The sequence below is a fragment of the Cronobacter dublinensis subsp. dublinensis LMG 23823 genome (assembly GCF_001277235.1).
In the GTDB taxonomy this organism is placed as follows: Bacteria; Pseudomonadota; Gammaproteobacteria; order Enterobacterales; family Enterobacteriaceae; genus Cronobacter; species Cronobacter dublinensis.
In genome coordinates this window covers 698,950-717,246 of record NZ_CP012266.1, presented here as the reverse complement: position 1 = coordinate 717,246, position 18,297 = coordinate 698,950, and the positions used below count along the sequence as shown (strand labels likewise).

At 58.5% G+C, this 18,297-nt stretch carries 15 protein-coding genes, 1 pseudogene and 1 other annotated feature; of the genes and pseudogenes, 5 read left to right on the top strand and 11 right to left on the bottom strand.

Annotation, left to right across the window (positions count from 1 at the left end):
* Positions 1-17 precede the first annotated feature (17 nt).
* Positions 18-1,934 (bottom strand): molecular chaperone DnaK, encoded by a 1,917-nt coding sequence (gene dnaK, locus AFK67_RS03320; RefSeq protein WP_038874760.1) that lies wholly within the window; start codon positions 1,932-1,934, stop codon positions 18-20.
* 293 nt (positions 1,935-2,227) lie between these two features.
* On the opposite strand from dnaK, the gene satP reads away from it, so the two are divergent.
* Positions 2,228-2,794 (top strand): acetate uptake transporter, encoded by a 567-nt coding sequence (gene satP / locus AFK67_RS03315; protein WP_032967579.1) that lies wholly within the window; start codon positions 2,228-2,230, stop codon positions 2,792-2,794.
* A gap of 113 nt (positions 2,795-2,907) precedes the next feature.
* On the top strand, positions 2,908-4,164 hold the full coding sequence (locus AFK67_RS03310) for a chloride channel protein (RefSeq protein ID WP_007730142.1): 1,257 nt from the start codon (positions 2,908-2,910) through the stop codon (positions 4,162-4,164).
* 1 nt (position 4,165) lies between these two features.
* Here the strand turns inward: AFK67_RS03310 and AFK67_RS03305 are convergent, their stop codons facing one another.
* From AFK67_RS03305 to tal, 3 genes are all read right to left on the bottom strand, one after another.
* A complete protein-coding gene (locus AFK67_RS03305; RefSeq protein ID WP_007730141.1) occupies positions 4,166-5,473 on the bottom strand; it encodes an MFS transporter in 1,308 nt (435 codons plus the stop codon).
* A gap of 127 nt (positions 5,474-5,600) precedes the next feature.
* Positions 5,601-6,188 (bottom strand): molybdopterin adenylyltransferase, encoded by a 588-nt coding sequence (mog, locus tag AFK67_RS03300; RefSeq protein WP_007730139.1) that lies wholly within the window; start codon positions 6,186-6,188, stop codon positions 5,601-5,603.
* A 108-nt stretch (positions 6,189-6,296) separates the two neighbouring features.
* Positions 6,297-7,250 carry a transaldolase gene (gene tal / locus AFK67_RS03295; protein ID WP_032967578.1) on the bottom strand — a complete coding sequence of 318 codons (954 nt, stop codon included), beginning with the start codon at positions 7,248-7,250 and terminating at the stop codon, positions 6,297-6,299.
* A 206-nt stretch (positions 7,251-7,456) separates the two neighbouring features.
* Here tal and AFK67_RS03290 point away from each other — a divergent pair, with 206 nt between their 5' ends.
* Both AFK67_RS03290 and yaaA read left to right on the top strand, forming a co-directional pair.
* Positions 7,457-8,890: an alanine/glycine:cation symporter family protein gene (locus AFK67_RS03290; RefSeq protein ID WP_007730137.1), complete on the top strand. Its 1,434-nt coding sequence runs from the start codon at positions 7,457-7,459 to the stop codon at positions 8,888-8,890.
* A gap of 78 nt (positions 8,891-8,968) precedes the next feature.
* A complete protein-coding gene (gene yaaA / locus AFK67_RS03285; protein ID WP_007730136.1) occupies positions 8,969-9,742 on the top strand; it encodes a peroxide stress protein YaaA in 774 nt (257 codons plus the stop codon).
* Positions 9,743-9,792: 50 nt separating this feature from the next.
* Here the strand turns inward: yaaA and thrC are convergent, their stop codons facing one another.
* From thrC to yjjY, 6 genes and pseudogenes are all read right to left on the bottom strand, one after another.
* The gene (gene thrC / locus AFK67_RS03280) at positions 9,793-11,082 is read right to left on the bottom strand and encodes a threonine synthase (RefSeq protein ID WP_007730135.1); all 1,290 of its coding nucleotides are present in this window, start codon (positions 11,080-11,082) and stop codon (positions 9,793-9,795) included.
* A gap of 3 nt (positions 11,083-11,085) precedes the next feature.
* The gene (gene thrB, locus AFK67_RS03275; protein WP_007730134.1) at positions 11,086-12,015 is read right to left on the bottom strand and encodes a homoserine kinase; all 930 of its coding nucleotides are present in this window, start codon (positions 12,013-12,015) and stop codon (positions 11,086-11,088) included.
* A 1-nt stretch (position 12,016) separates the two neighbouring features.
* The gene (gene thrA, locus AFK67_RS03270; protein ID WP_032967577.1) at positions 12,017-14,479 is read right to left on the bottom strand and encodes a bifunctional aspartate kinase/homoserine dehydrogenase I; all 2,463 of its coding nucleotides are present in this window, start codon (positions 14,477-14,479) and stop codon (positions 12,017-12,019) included.
* Between the two features lie 25 nt (positions 14,480-14,504).
* Positions 14,505-14,622: a sequence feature (Thr leader region), on the bottom strand.
* Complete coding sequence (gene thrL, locus AFK67_RS21505) at positions 14,561-14,629, bottom strand: thr operon leader peptide (protein ID WP_071601047.1); 69 nt, start codon at positions 14,627-14,629, stop codon at positions 14,561-14,563. Its footprint overlaps the feature before it by 62 nt.
* Before the next feature lie 211 nt (positions 14,630-14,840).
* Positions 14,841-15,527 (bottom strand): tRNA/rRNA methyltransferase, encoded by a 687-nt coding sequence (locus AFK67_RS03265; protein WP_007730132.1) that lies wholly within the window; start codon positions 15,525-15,527, stop codon positions 14,841-14,843.
* Between the two features lie 392 nt (positions 15,528-15,919).
* Positions 15,920-16,061, bottom strand: a pseudogene (yjjY, locus tag AFK67_RS22695) (YjjY family protein).
* 97 nt (positions 16,062-16,158) lie between these two features.
* Between yjjY and arcA the strand changes: the two are divergent.
* The gene (arcA, locus tag AFK67_RS03260) at positions 16,159-16,875 is read left to right on the top strand and encodes a two-component system response regulator ArcA (RefSeq protein WP_007675752.1); all 717 of its coding nucleotides are present in this window, start codon (positions 16,159-16,161) and stop codon (positions 16,873-16,875) included.
* Positions 16,876-16,932: 57 nt separating this feature from the next.
* Here the strand turns inward: arcA and creD are convergent, their stop codons facing one another.
* Positions 16,933-18,291, bottom strand: a complete 1,359-nt coding sequence (gene creD, locus AFK67_RS03255) for a cell envelope integrity protein CreD (protein ID WP_038884823.1) — start codon at positions 18,289-18,291, stop codon at positions 16,933-16,935.
* Positions 18,292-18,297: the final 6 nt, after the last annotated feature.

Sequence of the window (18,297 nt, the reverse complement as noted above, 5' to 3'; positions counted from 1 at the left end):
ACCCTGCATCAGGGCGATTATTTTTTGTCTTTAACTTCTTCGAACTCAGCGTCAACGACGTCGTCATCTTTCGCATTGTTCGCAGAAGCGTCAGCGGAGCCCGTCTGCTGCTGAGCATGCTGCTGCTGAGCAATTTCCATCAGCTTCTGGGAAACCTGCGCCAGCGCCTGCATTTTCGCTTCGATATCCGCTTTGTCTTCGCCTTTCAGGGACGCTTCCAGCGCGGTCAGCGCGGATTCGATAGCGGTTTTGTCATCCGCCGGCAGTTTATCGCCTGCTTCTTCCACTTGTTTACGGGTGCTGTGCACCAGGTGATCGGCCTGGTTGCGGGTCTGTACCAGCTCTTCGAACTTACGGTCAGCTTCTGCGTTCGCTTCCGCTTCGCGCACCATTTTCTGGATCTCGTCTTCGTTCAGACCAGAAGAAGCCTTGATGGTGATTTTCTGCTCTTTGCCGCTGTTTTTGTCTTTCGCGGACACGTGCAGAATACCGTCGGCGTCGATGTCGAAGGTCACTTCGATCTGCGGCATGCCGCGCGGCGCCGGGTTGATACCATCCAGGTTAAACTGACCCAGAGATTTGTTATCGGCAGCGCGTTTACGCTCACCCTGCAGCACGTGAATGGTCACGGCGGACTGGTTGTCTTCAGCCGTCGAGAACACCTGGCTGTGCTTGGTCGGGATGGTGGTGTTTTTGGTGATGAGCGGGGTCATCACGCCACCCATGGTTTCGATACCCAGCGACAGCGGGGTCACGTCCAGCAGCAGCACGTCTTTCACGTCACCGGTCAGTACGCCGCCCTGCACCGCTGCGCCGATAGCGACAGCTTCGTCCGGGTTAACGTCTTTACGCGGCTCTTTACCGAAGAACTCAGCGACTTTCTTCTGAACCATCGGCATACGGGTCTGACCGCCGACCAGGATAACGTCGTTGATGTCCGACACAGACAGGCCAGCGTCCTGCAGCGCGACTTTCAGCGGCTCGATAGAACGGTTCACCAGGTCTTCGACCAGGCTTTCCAGTTTCGCGCGAGTCACTTTGATGTTCATGTGTTTCGGACCGGTCGCGTCTGCGGTGATGTACGGCAGGTTCACGTCGGTCTGCTGAGCGGAAGAAAGCTCGATTTTCGCTTTTTCTGCCGCTTCTTTCAGGCGCTGCATCGCCAGCGGGTCGTTGCGCAGGTCGATGCCCTGATCTTTCTTGAACTCTTCTACCAGATAGTTGATCAGGCGGCTGTCGAAGTCTTCACCACCGAGGTGGGTATCACCGTTGGTCGCCAGCACTTCGAAGGTTTTTTCACCGTCAACTTCATCGATTTCGATGATGGAGATATCGAACGTACCGCCACCCAGGTCATAAACCGCGATGGTACGGTTGCCAGTTTCTTTATCCAGGCCGTAAGCCAGCGCTGCGGCAGTCGGTTCGTTGATAATACGTTTGACTTCCAGACCCGCGATGCGGCCGGCGTCTTTGGTAGCCTGACGCTGCGCGTCGTTGAAGTAAGCCGGAACGGTAATAACCGCTTCAGTCACCGGCTCGCCCAGGTAATCCTCGGCGGTTTTCTTCATTTTTTTCAGCACTTCGGCAGAGATCTGCGGCGGCGCCATTTTCTGGCCTTTCACGTCGAGCCACGCATCGCCGTTATCCGCGGCAATGATTTTGTACGGCATGATAGACACGTCGCGCTGAACTTCTTCGTCCTGGAAGCGGCGGCCAATCAGGCGTTTGATCGCGAACAGGGTGTTCTGCGGGTTAGTCACTGCCTGACGTTTAGCCGGCTGACCTACCAGAGTTTCACCATCCTGAGTGTATGCAATGATAGAAGGCGTGGTGCGGTCGCCTTCCGCATTTTCCAGCACGCGAGCCTGAGTGCCATCCATAATCGCTACACAAGAGTTGGTTGTACCCAGGTCAATACCAATAATTTTACCCATCTAAACGTCTCCACTAAAAAATCGTCATCATGTGGTATGAACCTGTTATGCGGGCTAACGGTGGGGATTCAACCGTCCACCGCCCTTTTTTTTCAGGCTCATCCATTGCGGTTGACTACAAGATGGGGTCGCTCAGCCCGCCATCAAGGGGCAAAGCGCAAAATTTTTTTATTTTCTCCCTTCTCAGATCATAGACGGCGCGAAACCGCCTGATTATGATGCCGCGCCCCGTAACGAAAGATAACGTCCGGGGCGTTACTTTTTGCAAATTTTTCCTATTATTTTGAGGGTTTATGGGCAACATTAAGTTGGCTAATCCAGCCCCCCTGGGGTTAATGGGCTTTGGTATGACTACCATTCTGCTCAATCTGCACAACATCGGCATGTTCCCGCTGGACGGCATTATTCTGGCGATGGGGATCTTCTACGGCGGTATCGCGCAAATTTTTGCCGGTCTGCTGGAGTATAAAAAAGGCAATACCTTCGGTTTAACCGCGTTTACTTCGTATGGTTCGTTCTGGCTGACGCTGGTCGCTATCCTGCTGCTGCCGAAAATGGGCCTTGCAGACGCCGCCAACGGCCATTTCCTGGGCGTTTACTTAGGCATCTGGGGCGTATTCACGCTGTTTATGTTCTTCGGTACGCTCTGCGCCGCGCGCATGCTGCAATTTGTGTTCCTGAGCCTGACGGTGCTGTTCGCCCTGCTGGCGGTCGGCCATCTGACGGATAACGAAAGCATCGTGCATATCGCAGGCTGGATTGGCCTCGTGTGCGGCGCCAGCGCGATTTACCTCGCGATGGGTGAAGTGCTGAACGAACAGTACGGCCGTACCGTACTGCCGATTGGCGAGAAACACTGAGTTTCGCGTTACGTCGTGCCTGCGGGCACGACACTTTCCTGATGCGCTGATTGACGCGCCGTTCATCCTGACTGTGCCACGCTTACCCTATCCTCTTTATTCGGCACGTATTTATGAACACCCCTTCTTCCCCTTCATCCCTGTGGCATCGCTGGGCCGCGCTACTGCTGACCGGCCTTCTCGCGGGCCTCGCGGGGATGCTCCTTGCCATGCTGCTGCATGAAATCCAGCACCTCGCGTATGGCTACAGCCAGCATCAACTCCTCGGCGCGCGCTCTTTTTTAGAGGGCGTGAGCGACGCGGGCGCGGCGCGGCGTTTTCTGGTGTTGATAGCGGCGGGCCTCGTTGCGGGCGGCGGCTGGTGGTTGCTTGGCCGCTACGGTAAAAAACGCGTCAGCATCAGCGCGGCGGTCGCACGCCCTGATAACCCGATGCCACCCAAAACCACGCTGGTTCATATTCTTTTGCAAATCGTGACGGTCGCGATGGGCTCGCCGCTCGGGCGCGAAGTAGCGCCGCGCGAGGCGGGCGCGCTACTGGCGGGCGGTATCGCCCGTCGTATGCGTTTAACTCAGGATGAGATCCGCCTGATGATCGCCTGCGGCTCCGGGGCCGGGCTGGCGGCGGTCTATAACGTGCCGCTCGCAGGCGCTATTTTCACGCTGGAGGTGTTGCTGGTGAGCTTCAGCCGCGAGGCGGCGCTGGCCGCGCTCGTTACCTCCGCGCTGGCGGCCTGGATTGCCACGCTCGGTCTCGGCGACGAACATCAGTACCGTTTTGGCACCGAAGCGGCGGTGCTGTCGCTGGTTATCTGGGGTGCGCTCTCCGGCCCGCTGTTCGGCGCGGCCGCGTATCTGTTTCGCCGCTTCACGCAGCGCGCCCGTGCAAACGTGCGCGCTGACTGGCAGATGCCGGTATTAAGCCTGCTTGCCTTTCTGCTGCTCGGCACGCTGGCCGTCTGGTTTCCTCAGTTGCCTGGCAACGGCAAAGGCCCGACGCAGCTTACTCTTAGCGGCGACGTAACGCTCACGCTCGCGTTTACGCTGCTGTGCCTGAAAGTCGTGGTTATCGGGGCGGTGTTGCGCGGCGGCGCGGAGGGCGGCCTGCTGACGCCAGGGCTCACCATCGGCGCGCTGCTGGGCTCGGTTATCTTTTTGCTGGCGGGGCGTTACTTCCCCGGCAGCGACATGGCAGGCTTCGCCCTGACCGGCGCCGCCGGGTTTTTATCCGCGTCTATGATGATGCCTTTCACGGCAGCGATGCTGATGCTCGAATTCACCCGCATGGATCATCGTTTTATCGTGCCGGTCGTGCTGTGCGTCGCCGGCGCGTTCGCCACGTGTCGTCTGCTGGAGCAGCGCGCCTCGTAGATTAGAGCTGCGCAGGCTCCGCCACGGCGTGCGCGGCGTCAGCCTGACGCTTTCGGCCCAGCCAGACGCCGAGCCCTAATCCCATCAGCGAGAGCGCCAGCACATACCAGGCGGGCGCCATCGGCGAGACGCCCATCAGCATAGTGACCGCAATGGGCGTCAGGCCGCCAAAGATGGCGTACGCCACGTTGTAAGAGAACGAAATGCCGGTAAAGCGCACCGCCGCCGGAAACGCGCGTACCATCACGAAAGGCACCGCCCCCACCACGCCGACGCATAACCCCACCACGCCATACAGCAAAAAGAGCTGTTCAGGATGCGCGCCGGAAAGGTGATAAAACGCCCAGCTGGAGGCCGCAAGCAGCACGCTACCGACAATAAAGGTCCGGCTGGCGCCGAAGCGATCGGCTGCCAGGCCCGCCAGCAGACACCCGACGCAGAGCATGATCGTAGCGATACTGTTAGCCTTGAGCGTAACCGCAGGCGCGAAGCCGTACTGTTTCTGTAGCCAGACCGGCGACATCAAAATCACCACCACGATCCCGGCCGACAGCAGCCACGTCAGCAGCATCGAGATAATCACGCCCTGACGATGCTTCACCACCACGGCTTTCACCGGCAGCTCCCGGGCCAGCGCCTTGCGCTGCTGCATCTCAAGGAAAATCGGCGTCTCCTGAAGCCAGCGGCGCAGATACATCGCCACCAGACCAAACGCGCCGCCGAGCAGGAACGGAATACGCCAGCCGCCGTCATGGATGGCCTGCGGCGTCATGCTAGTGTTGATGAGAGTCGCCACCACCGATCCCAGCAGAATGCCCACCGTCAACCCGGCGGTCAGCGTGCCGCAGGCGATGCCGATGCGCTTTTCCGGCACATGTTCTGCGACGAACACCCACGCGCCGGGGACTTCGCCGCCGATAGCCGCGCCCTGCAGAATACGCATCAGCAGCAGCGACACGGGCGCTGCGATGCCCATCGCCGCGTAGTCCGGCAGCAGGCCAATCAGCAGCGTCGGCACCGCCATCAGCAAAATGCTCAGGGTGAACATTTTTTTGCGCCCGACCAGATCGCCGAAATGCGCCATGATGATGCCGCCCAGCGGTCGCGCCAGATAACCCGCCGCGAAAATGCCGAAGGTCTGCACCTGACGCAGCCACTCCGGAATATCCGGCGGGAAGAAAAGTTCCCCGACGACCGCCGCGAAGAAGACAAAAATAATGAAGTCGTAGAATTCCAGCGCGCCACCGAGGGCCGCCAGCGTCAGGGTTTTGTAGTCCTGACGATTAAGTGGGCGTGTTTGCTGTTCCATAACGAACCGTTTGTAAAGAGGTGGGCGTGAATTAGCTTATCGTGAAAACGTAAACTTAAAGTTACTATATCGTTAAATCACCGTCACGCCACCCTCAAACAATGTTTATGCCAGCAACAGCAAATAATCAGCTTTTTACTTCAAGAATTGCGCTTTTGGGGCGAAAAGCCGCTACGACACTGGCGTTAGTTTCAACGTAAGGACCATCCAGCAACTGAATGCAGTACGGTACGCTGGCAAATATTCCTGACACTTTTACCTGGCCGTGCTCGTCTCTGAGCCCTTCGAGCGTCTCCTTAATGGATTTGGGCTGGCCCGGCAGGTTGAGGATCAGCGCCTGTTTGCGTATTACGCCCACCTGACGCGATAGGATCGCCGTCGGGACGAAATTAAGGCTTATCTGGCGCATCTGTTCGCCAAAGCCCGGCATTTCACGATCGGCGACGGCAAGCGTGGCGTCAGGCGTCACGTCGCGCCGCGCCGGGCCGGTACCGCCAGTGGTGAGCACCAGATGACAGCCCATTTCATCCACCAGTTCGCAGAGCGTCTGTTCGATAAGCGGCTGTTCGTCAGGCACCAGGCGGGTCTCCAGTACGAACGGGGTCGTCAGCGCCTGCGTGAGCCATGCTTCGAGCGCCGGAATGCCTTTATCCTGATAAACACCGCTGGAAGCGCGGTCAGAAACTGAAACTAAGCCTATGCGTAACGTATCCATATCATTTCCGAAAATGAGTGCGGTTTTGCGAAATGATACACGCCAGAGCGGATTGCAGACAGGGAGGGAGTGCAAGAAACGTGGCCGGCGAGGCCGGCCACGGAGGGATTACAGCAGGTCTTCGACCATTTTTTCCAGTTTTTCCTGGTCGATGGCGAACTTGCGGATACCGTCCGCCAGTTTGTCCACGGCCATCGGATCCTGGTTGTGCTCCCAGAAGAACTGAGATTCGGTCAGACGCTCCGGACGCGCTTTCACTTCGCCGGTGAACGCCAGTTTACGCTCAACGGTGCCTTCGCTTTCTGCCAGCTCTTTCAGCAGCGCAGGGGCGATAGTCAGACGGTCGCAGCCCGCCAGCTCAAGGATTTCGCCGACGTTACGGAAGCTCGCGCCCATGACCACGGTTTCATAGCCGTGCTGTTTGTAGTACTCGTAGATTTCCGTAACCGAAACCACGCCCGGATCTTCCTGCGGCGCGTACTCTTTCTTGTCGGTGTTAGCTTTGTACCAGTCGAGGATACGGCCCACGAACGGAGAGATCAGGTAAACGCCCGCTTCAGCGCACGCACGCGCCTGCGCGAAGGAGAACAGCAGCGTCAGGTTACAGTTGATGCCTTCTTTCTCAAGCTGCTCGGCGGCGCGGATGCCCTGCCAGGTGGAAGCGAGTTTGATCAGAATGCGATCGTTGCTGATGCCAGCGTCGTTATAGAGCTTAATCAGGCGCTTGGCTTTCGCGATGCTGCCTTCGGTGTCATAGGAAAGACGCGCGTCAACTTCGGTAGAGATACGGCCAGGGATAAGCTTCAGGATTTCCAGACCGATGTTCACCGCCAGTTTGTCGGTGGCATCCACCACCTGCTGAGCGCGGTCGCTGCTCTGGCTTTTCGCCCAGGTCACCGCGTCGTCAATCAGCTTGCGGTATTCAGGGATCTGCGCGGCGTTAAGGATCAGAGAAGGGTTAGTCGTGGCATCCTGCGGCTGGTACAGCTTCATTGCCGCGATGTCTCCAGTGTCAGCAACCACGGTTGTGAACTGACGAAGGGAGGTCAATTTGTCCGTCATGATAGTGTTTCTCTTTTGAACTTCGTGTCAGGGAGATGTAACCGGTCTGCGGTGATGATAACACGAGACTTTTCGAGCGCAACCGGGGCAATCGCGTCGTAGCCATGTGATAAACTGCTTTTATTTCAGGCTCTGCGCTTGCAGGGAAGGCGTGTCGGCGGCCCTCGTCGCCGGCATCAGGCGGGGCCGTGCCGCGGGGAACAGGCATGTCAGATTTTCTTTTATTTATCAGCGAAATACTTTGGGGTTCAGCCATGCTATATCTGCTGGCTGGCGCGGGTCTGTGGTTTTGCTGGCGCACCCGGTTTATCCCGTTCCGCTACCTGCGCTTTTTTCCGCGCGCGCTGAGCCGCAGCCTGCGCCCCTCCGGCAGCGGGCTGACGGCGTTTGAAGCGCTCTGCACCAGCGTTGCCGCGCGGGTCGGCAGCGGAAATATCGCCGGCGTCGCGTTCGCGATTATCAGCGGCGGGCCGGGCGCGGTGTTCTGGATGTGGGTCGCCGGGCTTATCGGCATGGCGACATCTTTTGCCGAAAACGCGCTGGGCCAGCTCTACAAAGGGCGCGACCGCGAAGGCAACTTTCGCGGCGGCCCGGCCTGGTATATGGAGCGCGGGCTCGGCATGCGCTGGATGGGCGTGCTGTTTTCGCTGTTTTTAATCTTCACTTTCGGACTTCTCTTTAACGCCGCGCAGGCGGGCGCGCTCTCGCAAGCGCTCGGCAGAGCGTTAACGCTCCCCCTCTATGTCAGCAGCGCGCTGCTGGCGCTGTGCCTGCTGCCGATGCTGCTGCTCGGTTTTAAAGGTGTGGCGCGGCTGATGAGCCGCGTGGTGCCGTTAATCGCAGGGATCTGGGTGCTGACCGCGCTGGTGATGATGGCCCTGCATTTCTCCGCCCTGCCCGGCATTTTGCTGATGATTGTGCGCAGCGCCTTTGGCTGGCATGAAGTCGCCTCCGGCGCGGTCGCCTGGAGCATCAGCCAGGCGTTGACCAGCGGCTTTCAGCGCGGGATGTTTTCTAACGAGGCGGGCATGGGCGCCACGCCTAACGCCGCCGCCGCTGCGACCTCCTGGCCGCCCCACCCTGCCGCGCAGGGTATTGTGCAGATGATCGGCGTCTTTATCGACACCCTGGTTATCTGTTCCTCCACCGCGTTTATTGTGCTGCTGGCCGGTGTGCCGGAGTCCCGGCACGTCGCAATCGACGGGCTCACGCTCGCGCGTGAATCGCTCGGTCAGCTTGCGGGGCCGTGGGCGAAAGATCTGGTCGCGGGCGTGATTGTCCTGTTCGCGTTTATCTCTATCGTCGCCAATTACGCGTATGCCGAAAACAATCTGGTGTTTCTGCGCAGGTACACGCCCCCGTACCGCTGGCTGCTGCGCCTTGCGGTCATCGCGATGGTGTTCGCCGGGCCGTTCTTTAATTTGCCGCTGCTGCGCCAGGTTGCCGAAGTGGCGATGGCATTGATGGCCGTGATGAATCTCACCGCGATCCTGCTGCTCTCGCCGGTAGTGAAATGCATCGCCGACGACTACCTGCGCCAGCGCAGGCTGGGGCTGAAGCCCGTTTTCAATTCCGACCGTTACCCGGACATCGCCCGTCAGGTGGAGCCGGATATCTGGCGCAGCGCGCCGCTGGAGTAAGCGCGTTCAATCGCAGCCATTGGTTCACTTTACGGCGTTCTTTGGTAGAGTCTCGGGAAAACGAAGAAAGGAAACGCCATGCTGATTCTTATTTCCCCCGCCAAGACGCTGGATTACCAGAGTCCGCTTGCCACGACGCGCTACACACAGCCTGAACTGCTCGACCACGCGCAGGCGCTTATCGACATCGCCCGTCGCCTGACCGACGCCGAGATAGCCGACCTGATGAGCATCAGCAGCAAGCTGGCCTCGCTTAACGCTACCCGTTTCAACGACTGGCAGCCCGATTTCACGCCGGACAACGCCCGTCAGGCGATCCTGGCGTTTAAAGGCGATGTCTACACCGGCCTCGACGCGCAAACCTTCAGCGAGGCGGATTTCGACTTCGCCCAGCAGCACCTGCGTATGCTCTCCGGGTTGTACGGCGTGCTGCGCCCGCTCGACCTCATGCAGCCGTACCGTCTGGAAATGGGCACGCGTCTGGCGAACCCGAAAGGCAAAGATCTCTACACCTTCTGGGGCGATACGATCACGCAAAAGCTCAACGAGGCGATTGCCGCTCAGGGCGATAACGTGGTGGTGAACCTGGCGTCGGATGAATATTACAAAGCGGTGAAGCCTGCAAAGCTGAATGCGGAAATCATCAAACCGGTGTTCCTTGATGAGAAGAACGGCAAATTCAAAATCATCAGCTTCTACGCCAAAAAGGCGCGCGGCCTGATGAGCCGCTACATCATTGAACATCGTCTGACAAAGCCGGAACAACTGACGGCGTTTGACAGCGAGGGATATTTCTTCGATGAAGCCGCCTCAGGCGGCGGCGAACTGGTCTTTAAGCGTCACGAGCAATAAAAAAACCGCCTGCAACGCAGGCGGTTTTGTTTTCATTGCGCCTTTGCCTGTTACGGCGCTTTGTTCATCATCAGTTCACGCAGCGCGGCGAAATCCGCAGGCAGTGAATGCGACAGCAGCGGCAGGTCTACGCGCTCGGCCAGCTCCGGTGGCAGTTCCAGCGTTTCGCCCAGTACGGCTTCGACGCTCTCTTTAAATTTCGCCGGGTGCGCGGTGCCGAGGAACAGCCCGTATTCGCCAGGGCGTAGCTGATCGCGCAGCGCGCGGTAGGCAACCGCCGCGTGCGGTTCGGAGAGATAGCCCAGCTCGCGCAGTTCGCGCATGGTCGCCTTCGTGGTCTCATCATCGATGGTCGCCACGCCCAGTTCGTTCAGACGCCAGATTTTGCGGCGGAACAGCTCTTCCACGCGCGGCCAGTTGTTCGGCTGTGACACATCCATCGCGTTGGAGAGCGTCGCCACCGTCGCGTTCGGCAGCCACTCGCCGTGTTGCAGGAAACGCGGCACTGTGTCGTTGGCGTTGGTGGCGGCGATAAAGCGCTTCACCGGCAGCCCCGCGGATTTCGCCAGCAGCCCGGCCGTCAAGTCGCCGAAGTTGCCGCTCGGCACCGAGACCACCAGCTGGTTGCGGGCCTCCTGCGGCAGCTGGGCGACCGCTTCAAAGTAGTAGCAAATCTGCGCCAGCAGGCGGCTGATGTTGATGGAGTTGGCGGAGTTAAGGCCGAGCGTCGCTTTCAGTTCTTCGTCGTCGAACGCCTGTTTCACCAGCGCCTGGCAGGCGTCGAAATCGCCGTCGATGGCGACGGTTTCAATGTTGCCGCCGAGCGTACAGAACAGTTTCTCCTGCAGCGGGCTGATTTTGCCGCGCGGATAGAGAATGACAACCTGTACATTTTTCAGCCCGTAAAAGGCATGGGCCACGGCAGCGCCGGTGTCGCCGGACGTTGCGGTCAGAATGGTGACCGGCTTATCGCCGCTGATTTGCGTCAGCATCTGCGCCATAAAGCGGCCGCCGAAATCTTTAAAGGCCAGCGTCGGGCCGTGGAACAGCTCCAGACAGCCGATATCGTCCGCCACCTGGCTTACCGGAGCCGGGAACGTAAAGGCGTTCGCCACGCGCTGGCGCAGAATGTCCGCCGGGATCTCATCGCCAATATAGGCCGAAAGAATTTTGCTGCTGCGCGAGACGAAATCCATCTCCAGCATCTCGTCGATTTCGGTCAGGCTGAATTCTGGCAAATCGTGCGGGAAAAAGAGCCCCTGCTGTTTACCCAGTCCCTGCGTGACGGCCTGCGCAAAGCTGACCTGCTCATTATGATCTTTCAGATTGTAGAGTTTCATGCGTTATCCCAGTACTCGTGCGCCAGCCGTGTCGAGACGGCAAATATGTACAAAGCCTTCCTGATTTTGCAGATAGTGCTGCTTCAGCCACTCCGCCACCCGCTGCGCGGTGTCGGTTTTATCACAGACCGCGAACAGCGTCGGGCCGGAGCCAGAAATACCGCAGGCCAGCGCCCCGATCTCCGTCGCCGCCTGGCGTGCCTCGCTGAAGCCCGGCAGCAATGTAGTCCGGTACGGCTCGGCGATGACATCACGCATCAGTTTAGCGGCAAGCTGCGGCTGGCGCGTATGGCAGGCGTGAATAAAGCCCGCCAGATAACGCCCGTGGCTGATGCAGTCCTGGCGGCGATATTGCGCCGGTAAAATGGCCCGCGCCTCGGCGGTGGAAACTTTGATCCCCGGATACGCCATCACCCACAGCCACTCGTCAAAACACGGCACCGGCTGGCTGATGATGTGGTTTTCTTCCAGCATCAATTGCAGGCCGCCCAGAAAACAGGGGGCGACGTTATCGTAATGCACGCTGCCGGAGATGCGCCCTTCCAGCTCGCCCATTAAGGTTAACAGGCGGTCATCGCTGAGCGGTTTGCCGCAAAATTCATTCATCGCCATCAGGCCCGCCACCACAGAGCAGGCGCTGGAGCCCAGCCCGGAGCCGATCGGCATGTTCTTCTCAAGCGTCATGGCGACCGGCACGGTTTTCCCGATCTCCTGACAGAAACGCTCCCAGCACTGCCAGACGATATTTTCACGCGGCTCGGCAGGCAGCTTGCTGACGAAGCGCCCGGTATTGGTCAGCGAAAATTCCGCCGCCGCCTCGACCGTCACGCAGTCGCCCAGCAGCTCGCCATTCACCGGCGACACCGCAGCGCCTAATACGTCAAACCCCACGCTGACGTTGCCAATGGAGGCCGGGGCATACACTTTAACCATCTTAAACTCCTAACTTCCATGACAGGGTGCGCAGCAGATCGGCGAACACGCCCGCCGCCGTCACATCGTTACCCGCGCCGTAGCCGCGCAGCACCAGCGGCAGCGGCTGGTAGTAGCGGCTGTAGAACGCCAGCGCGTTTTCGCCGTTTTTCACTTTATAAAGCGGATCGTTGCCGTCCACCGCGGCGATTTTCACGCGGCAGACGCCGTCTTCTTCAATGGTGCCGATGTAGCGCAGCACTTTGCCTTCGTCGCGGGCCTGCGCCACGCGGGCGGCGAACGCATCGTCCAGTTGCGGCAGGCGCGCCATAAAGCTCTCAGTATCACCGCTGGCGTCAAAGCTCTCCGGCAGCACCGGCTCGATGACGATATCGCTAAGCTCAAGGTGGCGGCCCGTTTCACGCGCCAGGATAAGCAGCTTGCGCGCCACGTCCATACCGGAGAGATCGTCGCGCGGATCCGGCTCGGTATAGCCCATTTCACGCGCCACGCGGGTCGCTTCCGACAGGTTCATGCCCTCGTCGAGCTTGCCGAAAATAAACGACAGCGAGCCGGAAAGAATGCCCGCGAAGCGTTGCAGCTCGTCACCGGCGTTGAGCAGGTTTTGCAGGTTTTCGATAACCGGCAGCCCTGCCCCAACGTTGGTGTCATAAAGGAACTTGCGACGCGACGCGGCGGCAGCGTGGCGCAGCTGGTGGTAGTAATCCATCGATGAGGTGTTGGCCTTCTTGTTCGGCGTTACCACGTGGAAACCCTCGCGCAGGAAGTCGGCATACTGATCCGCCACCGCCTGGTTAGAGGTACAGTCGACGATCACCGGGTTTAGCAGGTGATACTCTTTCACAAGGCGGATCAGACGCCCTAGGTTGAACGGCTCGTTGGCATCCGCCAGCGCCGTGCGCCAGTTTTCGAGATCCAGCCCGTGGACATTGGTCAGCAGCGCTTTTGAATTCGCCACGCCGCAGACGCGCAGATCGATATGCTTCTGCTTAAGCCAGGTTTGCTGACGCTTTAACTGCTCCAGCAGCGCGCCGCCGACGCCGCCGACGCCGATGACAAAGACTTCAATGACCTGATCGGTGTTGAACAGCATCTGGTGCGTGACGCGCACGCCGGTGACCGCATCGTCATTATTCACCACGACGGAAATCGAGCGCTCCGACGAGCCCTGCGCGATCGCCACGATATTGATATTGGCGCGGGCGAGGGCGGCAAAGAATTTCGCCGAAATGCCGCGCAGCGTGCGCATGCCGTCGCCCACGACCGAGATAATCGCGAGGCGCTCCATAATGGCCAGCGGCTCCAGCAGCCCTTCTTTGAGTTCCAGATAGAATTCATCTTCCATTGCACGCTGCGCGCGGGCGCAGTCGCTTTGCGGCACGCAGAAGCTGATGCTGTATTCGGACGACGACTGGGTAATCAACACCACCGAGATCCCGGCGCGGGACATGGTCGCGAAGACGCGCGCGGCCATTCCTACCATGCCTTTCATGCCCGGGCCGGAGACGTTAAACATCGCCATATTATTGAGGTTGCTGATGCCCTTCACCGGCAGGCCGTCTTCATCGCTGGACGCGCCAATCAGCGTGCCTGGCGCCTGCGGGTTGCCGGTATTTTTAATCAGACAGGGGATCTGGAACTGCGCGATAGGGGTGATGGTGCGGGGGTGGAGAACTTTGGCGCCGAAGTAGGAGAGCTCCATCGCCTCCTGATACGACATCGACTTCAGGAGCCTCGCGTCCGGCACCTGGCGCGGGTCGCAGGTATAGACGCCGTCGACGTCGGTCCAGATCTCGCAACAGTCGGCGCGCAGACACGCCGCCAGCACCGCAGCGGAGTAGTCGGAGCCGTTACGCCCGAGGACGACCAGTTCGCCTTTGTCGTTACCGGCGGTAAAGCCTGCCATCAGGATCATGTGATCCGCCGGGATTTTGCTGGCCGCGATGCGGCGGGTGGATTCGGCGATATCGACGGTGGATTCCAGGTAATGGCCGACGGCAAGCAGTTTTTCCACCGGATCGATAACCGTCACTTTATGGCCGCGCGCCTCAAGCAGCGCCGACATAATGGCGATAGAGAGCTTTTCGCCGCGGCAGATCAGCGCCGCGTTGATGCTGTCCGGGCACTGGCCAAGCAGGCTGATGCCGTGCAGCACATGTTTTATCTGCGCGAACTCCTGATCGACCACCGCTTTCATCTGCGCATACGGGAAATCGGGCTGGGCCTCGCTGAGCCCTTTTAACAGTTCGGCAAAAATACGTTCGGCATCGCTGATATTCGGCAGGGCATCCTGGCCACTGATAGTTTTTTCGATCATCGCCACCAGATGGTTGGTGATTTTCGCGGGGGCAGAAAGAACGGTCGCTACCTGCCCCTGCCTGGCATTGCTCTCCAGAATGTCGGCGACACGCATAAAGCGCTCTGCGTTCGCGACCGATGTACCGCCGAATTTCAACACTCGCATGGTTGTTACCCCTTGATTTTATGCCGAAAAAAAAGCCCGCACTGTTCAGGTGCGGGCTTTTTTCAGTTTTTCCTGTACGCGTCAGCCCGCCCCGTTACCTGTGGTAATGGTGGTGGTAGTAATAATGGTAGTCAGGCTGATGCGAATCATGGATGTTGTGTGCTCTGTACTTTTCTGTTTTCTGTCCTGTATCTCTATTGGTTAAAGTAATCGTCAGGTTAAGTCAACGAATATTTCATTTACGCACCGGCCGAAACTTTCCTGGCGAATAGCGAAAAAAGCGGTCTTTACACCCCAAAAACCCGGTGATTTCCCTGTTAATTTAGCATTTAATGCTATCGATACCCCATCGGTTAGCATTTCAGCCCGCCACTTTTTTTTCGATATCGTGCAGCAAACGATGCAACATGGCGGTGTCGCGCTGCTCAAGCAGCCCGAGACGCTGTTGCAGCCAGTCGGCCATTTTGATGTCGTCTGCGACGCCGAGCGTAGTCAGCAACGCGTCGATGCGCAGGCGTAACGCTTTCAACTGATGATGGTCAGCCTCTGGCGTTGCGGCAGGCGCATTTTGCATCAGCGCCGTTAATTGATAGCAGTACACCATCACCGCCTGGCCCAGGTTCAGCGACGGGTAATCGGCGACCATCGGCACGCCGGTCAACACGTCAGCCAGCGCCAGCTCGTCATTGGTCAGCCCCGAATCTTCGCGCCCGAACACCAGCGCGGTTACTGGCAGCCAGGCGGCTTTTTCTTCCAGCAGCGGCAGCAGCTGTTGCGGCGTCGCGTAGTAATGGAACTTTGCGCGGCTGCGCGCCGTGGTGGCGACGGTGAAATCCACGTCGGCGAGCGCATCGGCGAGGGTGTCGTAATGCTTTGTATTATCGAGAATGTCTCCCGCGCCGTGGGCGACGCGACGCGCCGCCGGGTCGAGATGCGCCGTGCTGTCAACGATCCTCAGTTCGGTAAATCCCATGGTTTTCATAGCGCGCGCGGCGGCGCCGACGTTTTCAGGTCTGGCGGGTGACACCAGAATAATGGGCAAACGCATAAGGCTCTCTGTGATCCTGTCGTGGAAAAAATAGCGCGCGCTAATTAATACGCGTCGCGAATTTACATTTTATATACAATTTCATGCCCGTCGTGGCCATAAAATAGATAAACAGACGTTATGAAAATAACGCGCGGAATCGGGCTTATTGTGCTGTAAAAACCGCCTTATCCGGCTGTTTATCATCAATAAAAACAATACAAATTCCGCTTGCTTATCGGATTCGCTTTGTTTATTAGTTAAGAGGCGAAATTATCCGCTATGTTACTTAAATGTAATCAGAGTTAGTTCTTCGCTGCGATGATCTCATCAAACTGTTAACGTGCTACAATTGAACTTGATATATGTCAACGAAGCGTAGTTTTATTGGGTGTTGGTATCGTATCATCCTGTTATGTTGCTGTTAAAATGGTTAGGATGACTGCCGTTTTTGACACCGTCGGGTCCAGAGGGAAAAGTACCCACGACCGAGCTAATGATGTTGTTGACGTTGATGGAAAGTGCATCAAGAACGCAATTACGTACTTTAGTCATGTTAGGCCGGGCATGTTAATTTATGGCATGTATAAGGCAGGTCAGGGACTTTTGTACTTCCTGTTTCGATTTAGTTGGCAATTTTTAGGTAGCAAACATGCAGACCCCGCACATTCTTATCGTTGAAGACGAGTTGGTAACACGCAACACGTTAAAAAGTATTTTCGAAGCAGAAGGCTATGATGTGTCCGAAGCCACCGATGGCGCCGAGATGCACCAGATCCTCTCTGACAATGATATCAACCTGGTTATCATGGATATCAACCTGCCGGGTAAAAACGGTCTGCTGCTGGCGCGCGAACTGCGCGAGCAAGCGAATGTCGCCCTGATGTTCCTGACCGGCCGTGATAACGAGGTGGATAAAATCTTAGGCCTCGAAATCGGCGCTGACGATTATATCACCAAGCCATTTAACCCCCGTGAACTCACCATCCGCGCCCGCAACCTGCTCTCCCGCACCATGAATCTCGGTACGGTGAGCGAAGAGCGTCGCAGCGTGGAAAGCTATAAGTTCAACGGCTGGGAGCTTGATATCAACAGCCGCTCGCTGATTAGCCCGAATGGCGAGCAGTATAAACTGCCGCGCAGCGAATTCCGCGCCATGCTGCATTTCTGCGAAAATCCGGGCAAGATCCAGACCCGTGCGGAACTGCTGAAGAAAATGACCGGTCGCGAGCTGAAGCCGCACGACCGCACCGTCGATGTGACCATCCGTCGCATTCGCAAACATTTCGAATCCACGCCGGACACCCCGGAAATCATCGCCACCATTCATGGCGAAGGTTACCGTTTCTGCGGCGATCTGCAGGAATAAACGCGTCGGCGCAACGCAAAATGGGCGGAGATTCCGCCCTTTTTTATTGCCTGCATTTTACTTCCACAGCCGGAACCGCTCCTCCTGCGGCGCGGGAGTCAGGCGCGTGAAGCGCGCTTTCGCGGGCGTCAGCGCATACCAGTCGATATGGCGCGTCAGCAGCATCACCGCCGTCAGCGCGGCGAACAGCAGGCCGCTGCCGAGCAACAGCGCGAAATCCTGCGAGCGCAGCAGCTGCCACAGCACGCCGTCAAGCGCCAGCAGACCGCCCGCGAAGATCAGGCTGCGCCGCCATCCTTTCAGCACTGCCTGGAGATAGAGCGCGTTCAGCGTCGCCCCCGCGAGGCTCGCCACAAGCCAGGCCAGGTTAAAGCCGATATGCTCGGAAAACGCCAGCAGCAACAGATAGAACATGACCAGTGAGAGCCCAACCAGCAGATACTGTACCGGGTGCATCGTAATGCCGCTCAGCGTTTCGCAGACGAAAAACGCCATATAGGTCAGCGCTATCAGCAGCACCGCATATTTCACTGCGCGATCCGTGAGCTGATACTGATCCACCGGCGTCGCCACCGTCACGCTGAACGCGGGCAGCGAACTCAGCCTCACGTCTTCCCCCTTCTGAAAATAGCCGTCGAGATTATTGGCATACCAGCTGCTGCGCCATTTCGCCGCAAAGCCGCTGGCGGAGATCTCCCGCGACGCAGGCAGGAAATTGCCGTAAAAGTTAGGGTGCGGCCAGTTGCTGATAAGCGACATCTCGCTGCTGCGCCCCAGCGGCACGACGGAAAACGCGCCGGTGCCGTTCAGCTCCAGCGAGAAGCGGACCGCGAGCGTCGGCGTCTCCAGCAGCGCGGACGGTACGTTCGCGTGCAGCCCCTCACCGCCCTCGTCAAGCCCGGTGCCCGGTTCGACCGCCAGCGTCTGCCCGTTAATGTTCAGCGCGCCCACGGTGCCAATGCCGCGCGAATCACCTACCGCCATCACCAGCCGCGCTTCGCCCAGCCGGTAATGCGCGTCGGGTTTCATCGCCTGCGCGGGCGGCGTAAAGCGCGCCTCCAGCGACACGTCGCTGCGCCACACCTGCCCTTCGTAAATGCCGACATGACGCGGCTCAACCGCCTGCTTTCCCGTCACCACCAGCGACTCCGGCAGCCAGTAGCGGATAAAGCTGCGCTCCTGGGTCACCTCTTTGCCCTCTTCCATCGTGGTGGTGATTTCGGTAACCGGAATAGCGATAAGCGGCCCGACAAGTTTTTGCGGCCCGCTGGTGCTCTGCTCAAGCGAGTGAGTAACGTGATCGCGGTAATCGGCGCGATCGCCGATGACGACGCTCAGAATGCGCAGCGGGATCAACAGCAGGGCCATACAGCCCAGCAGCGCCATGCCTTTTAACATCAGTGGTGATTTCAACATAAGCCT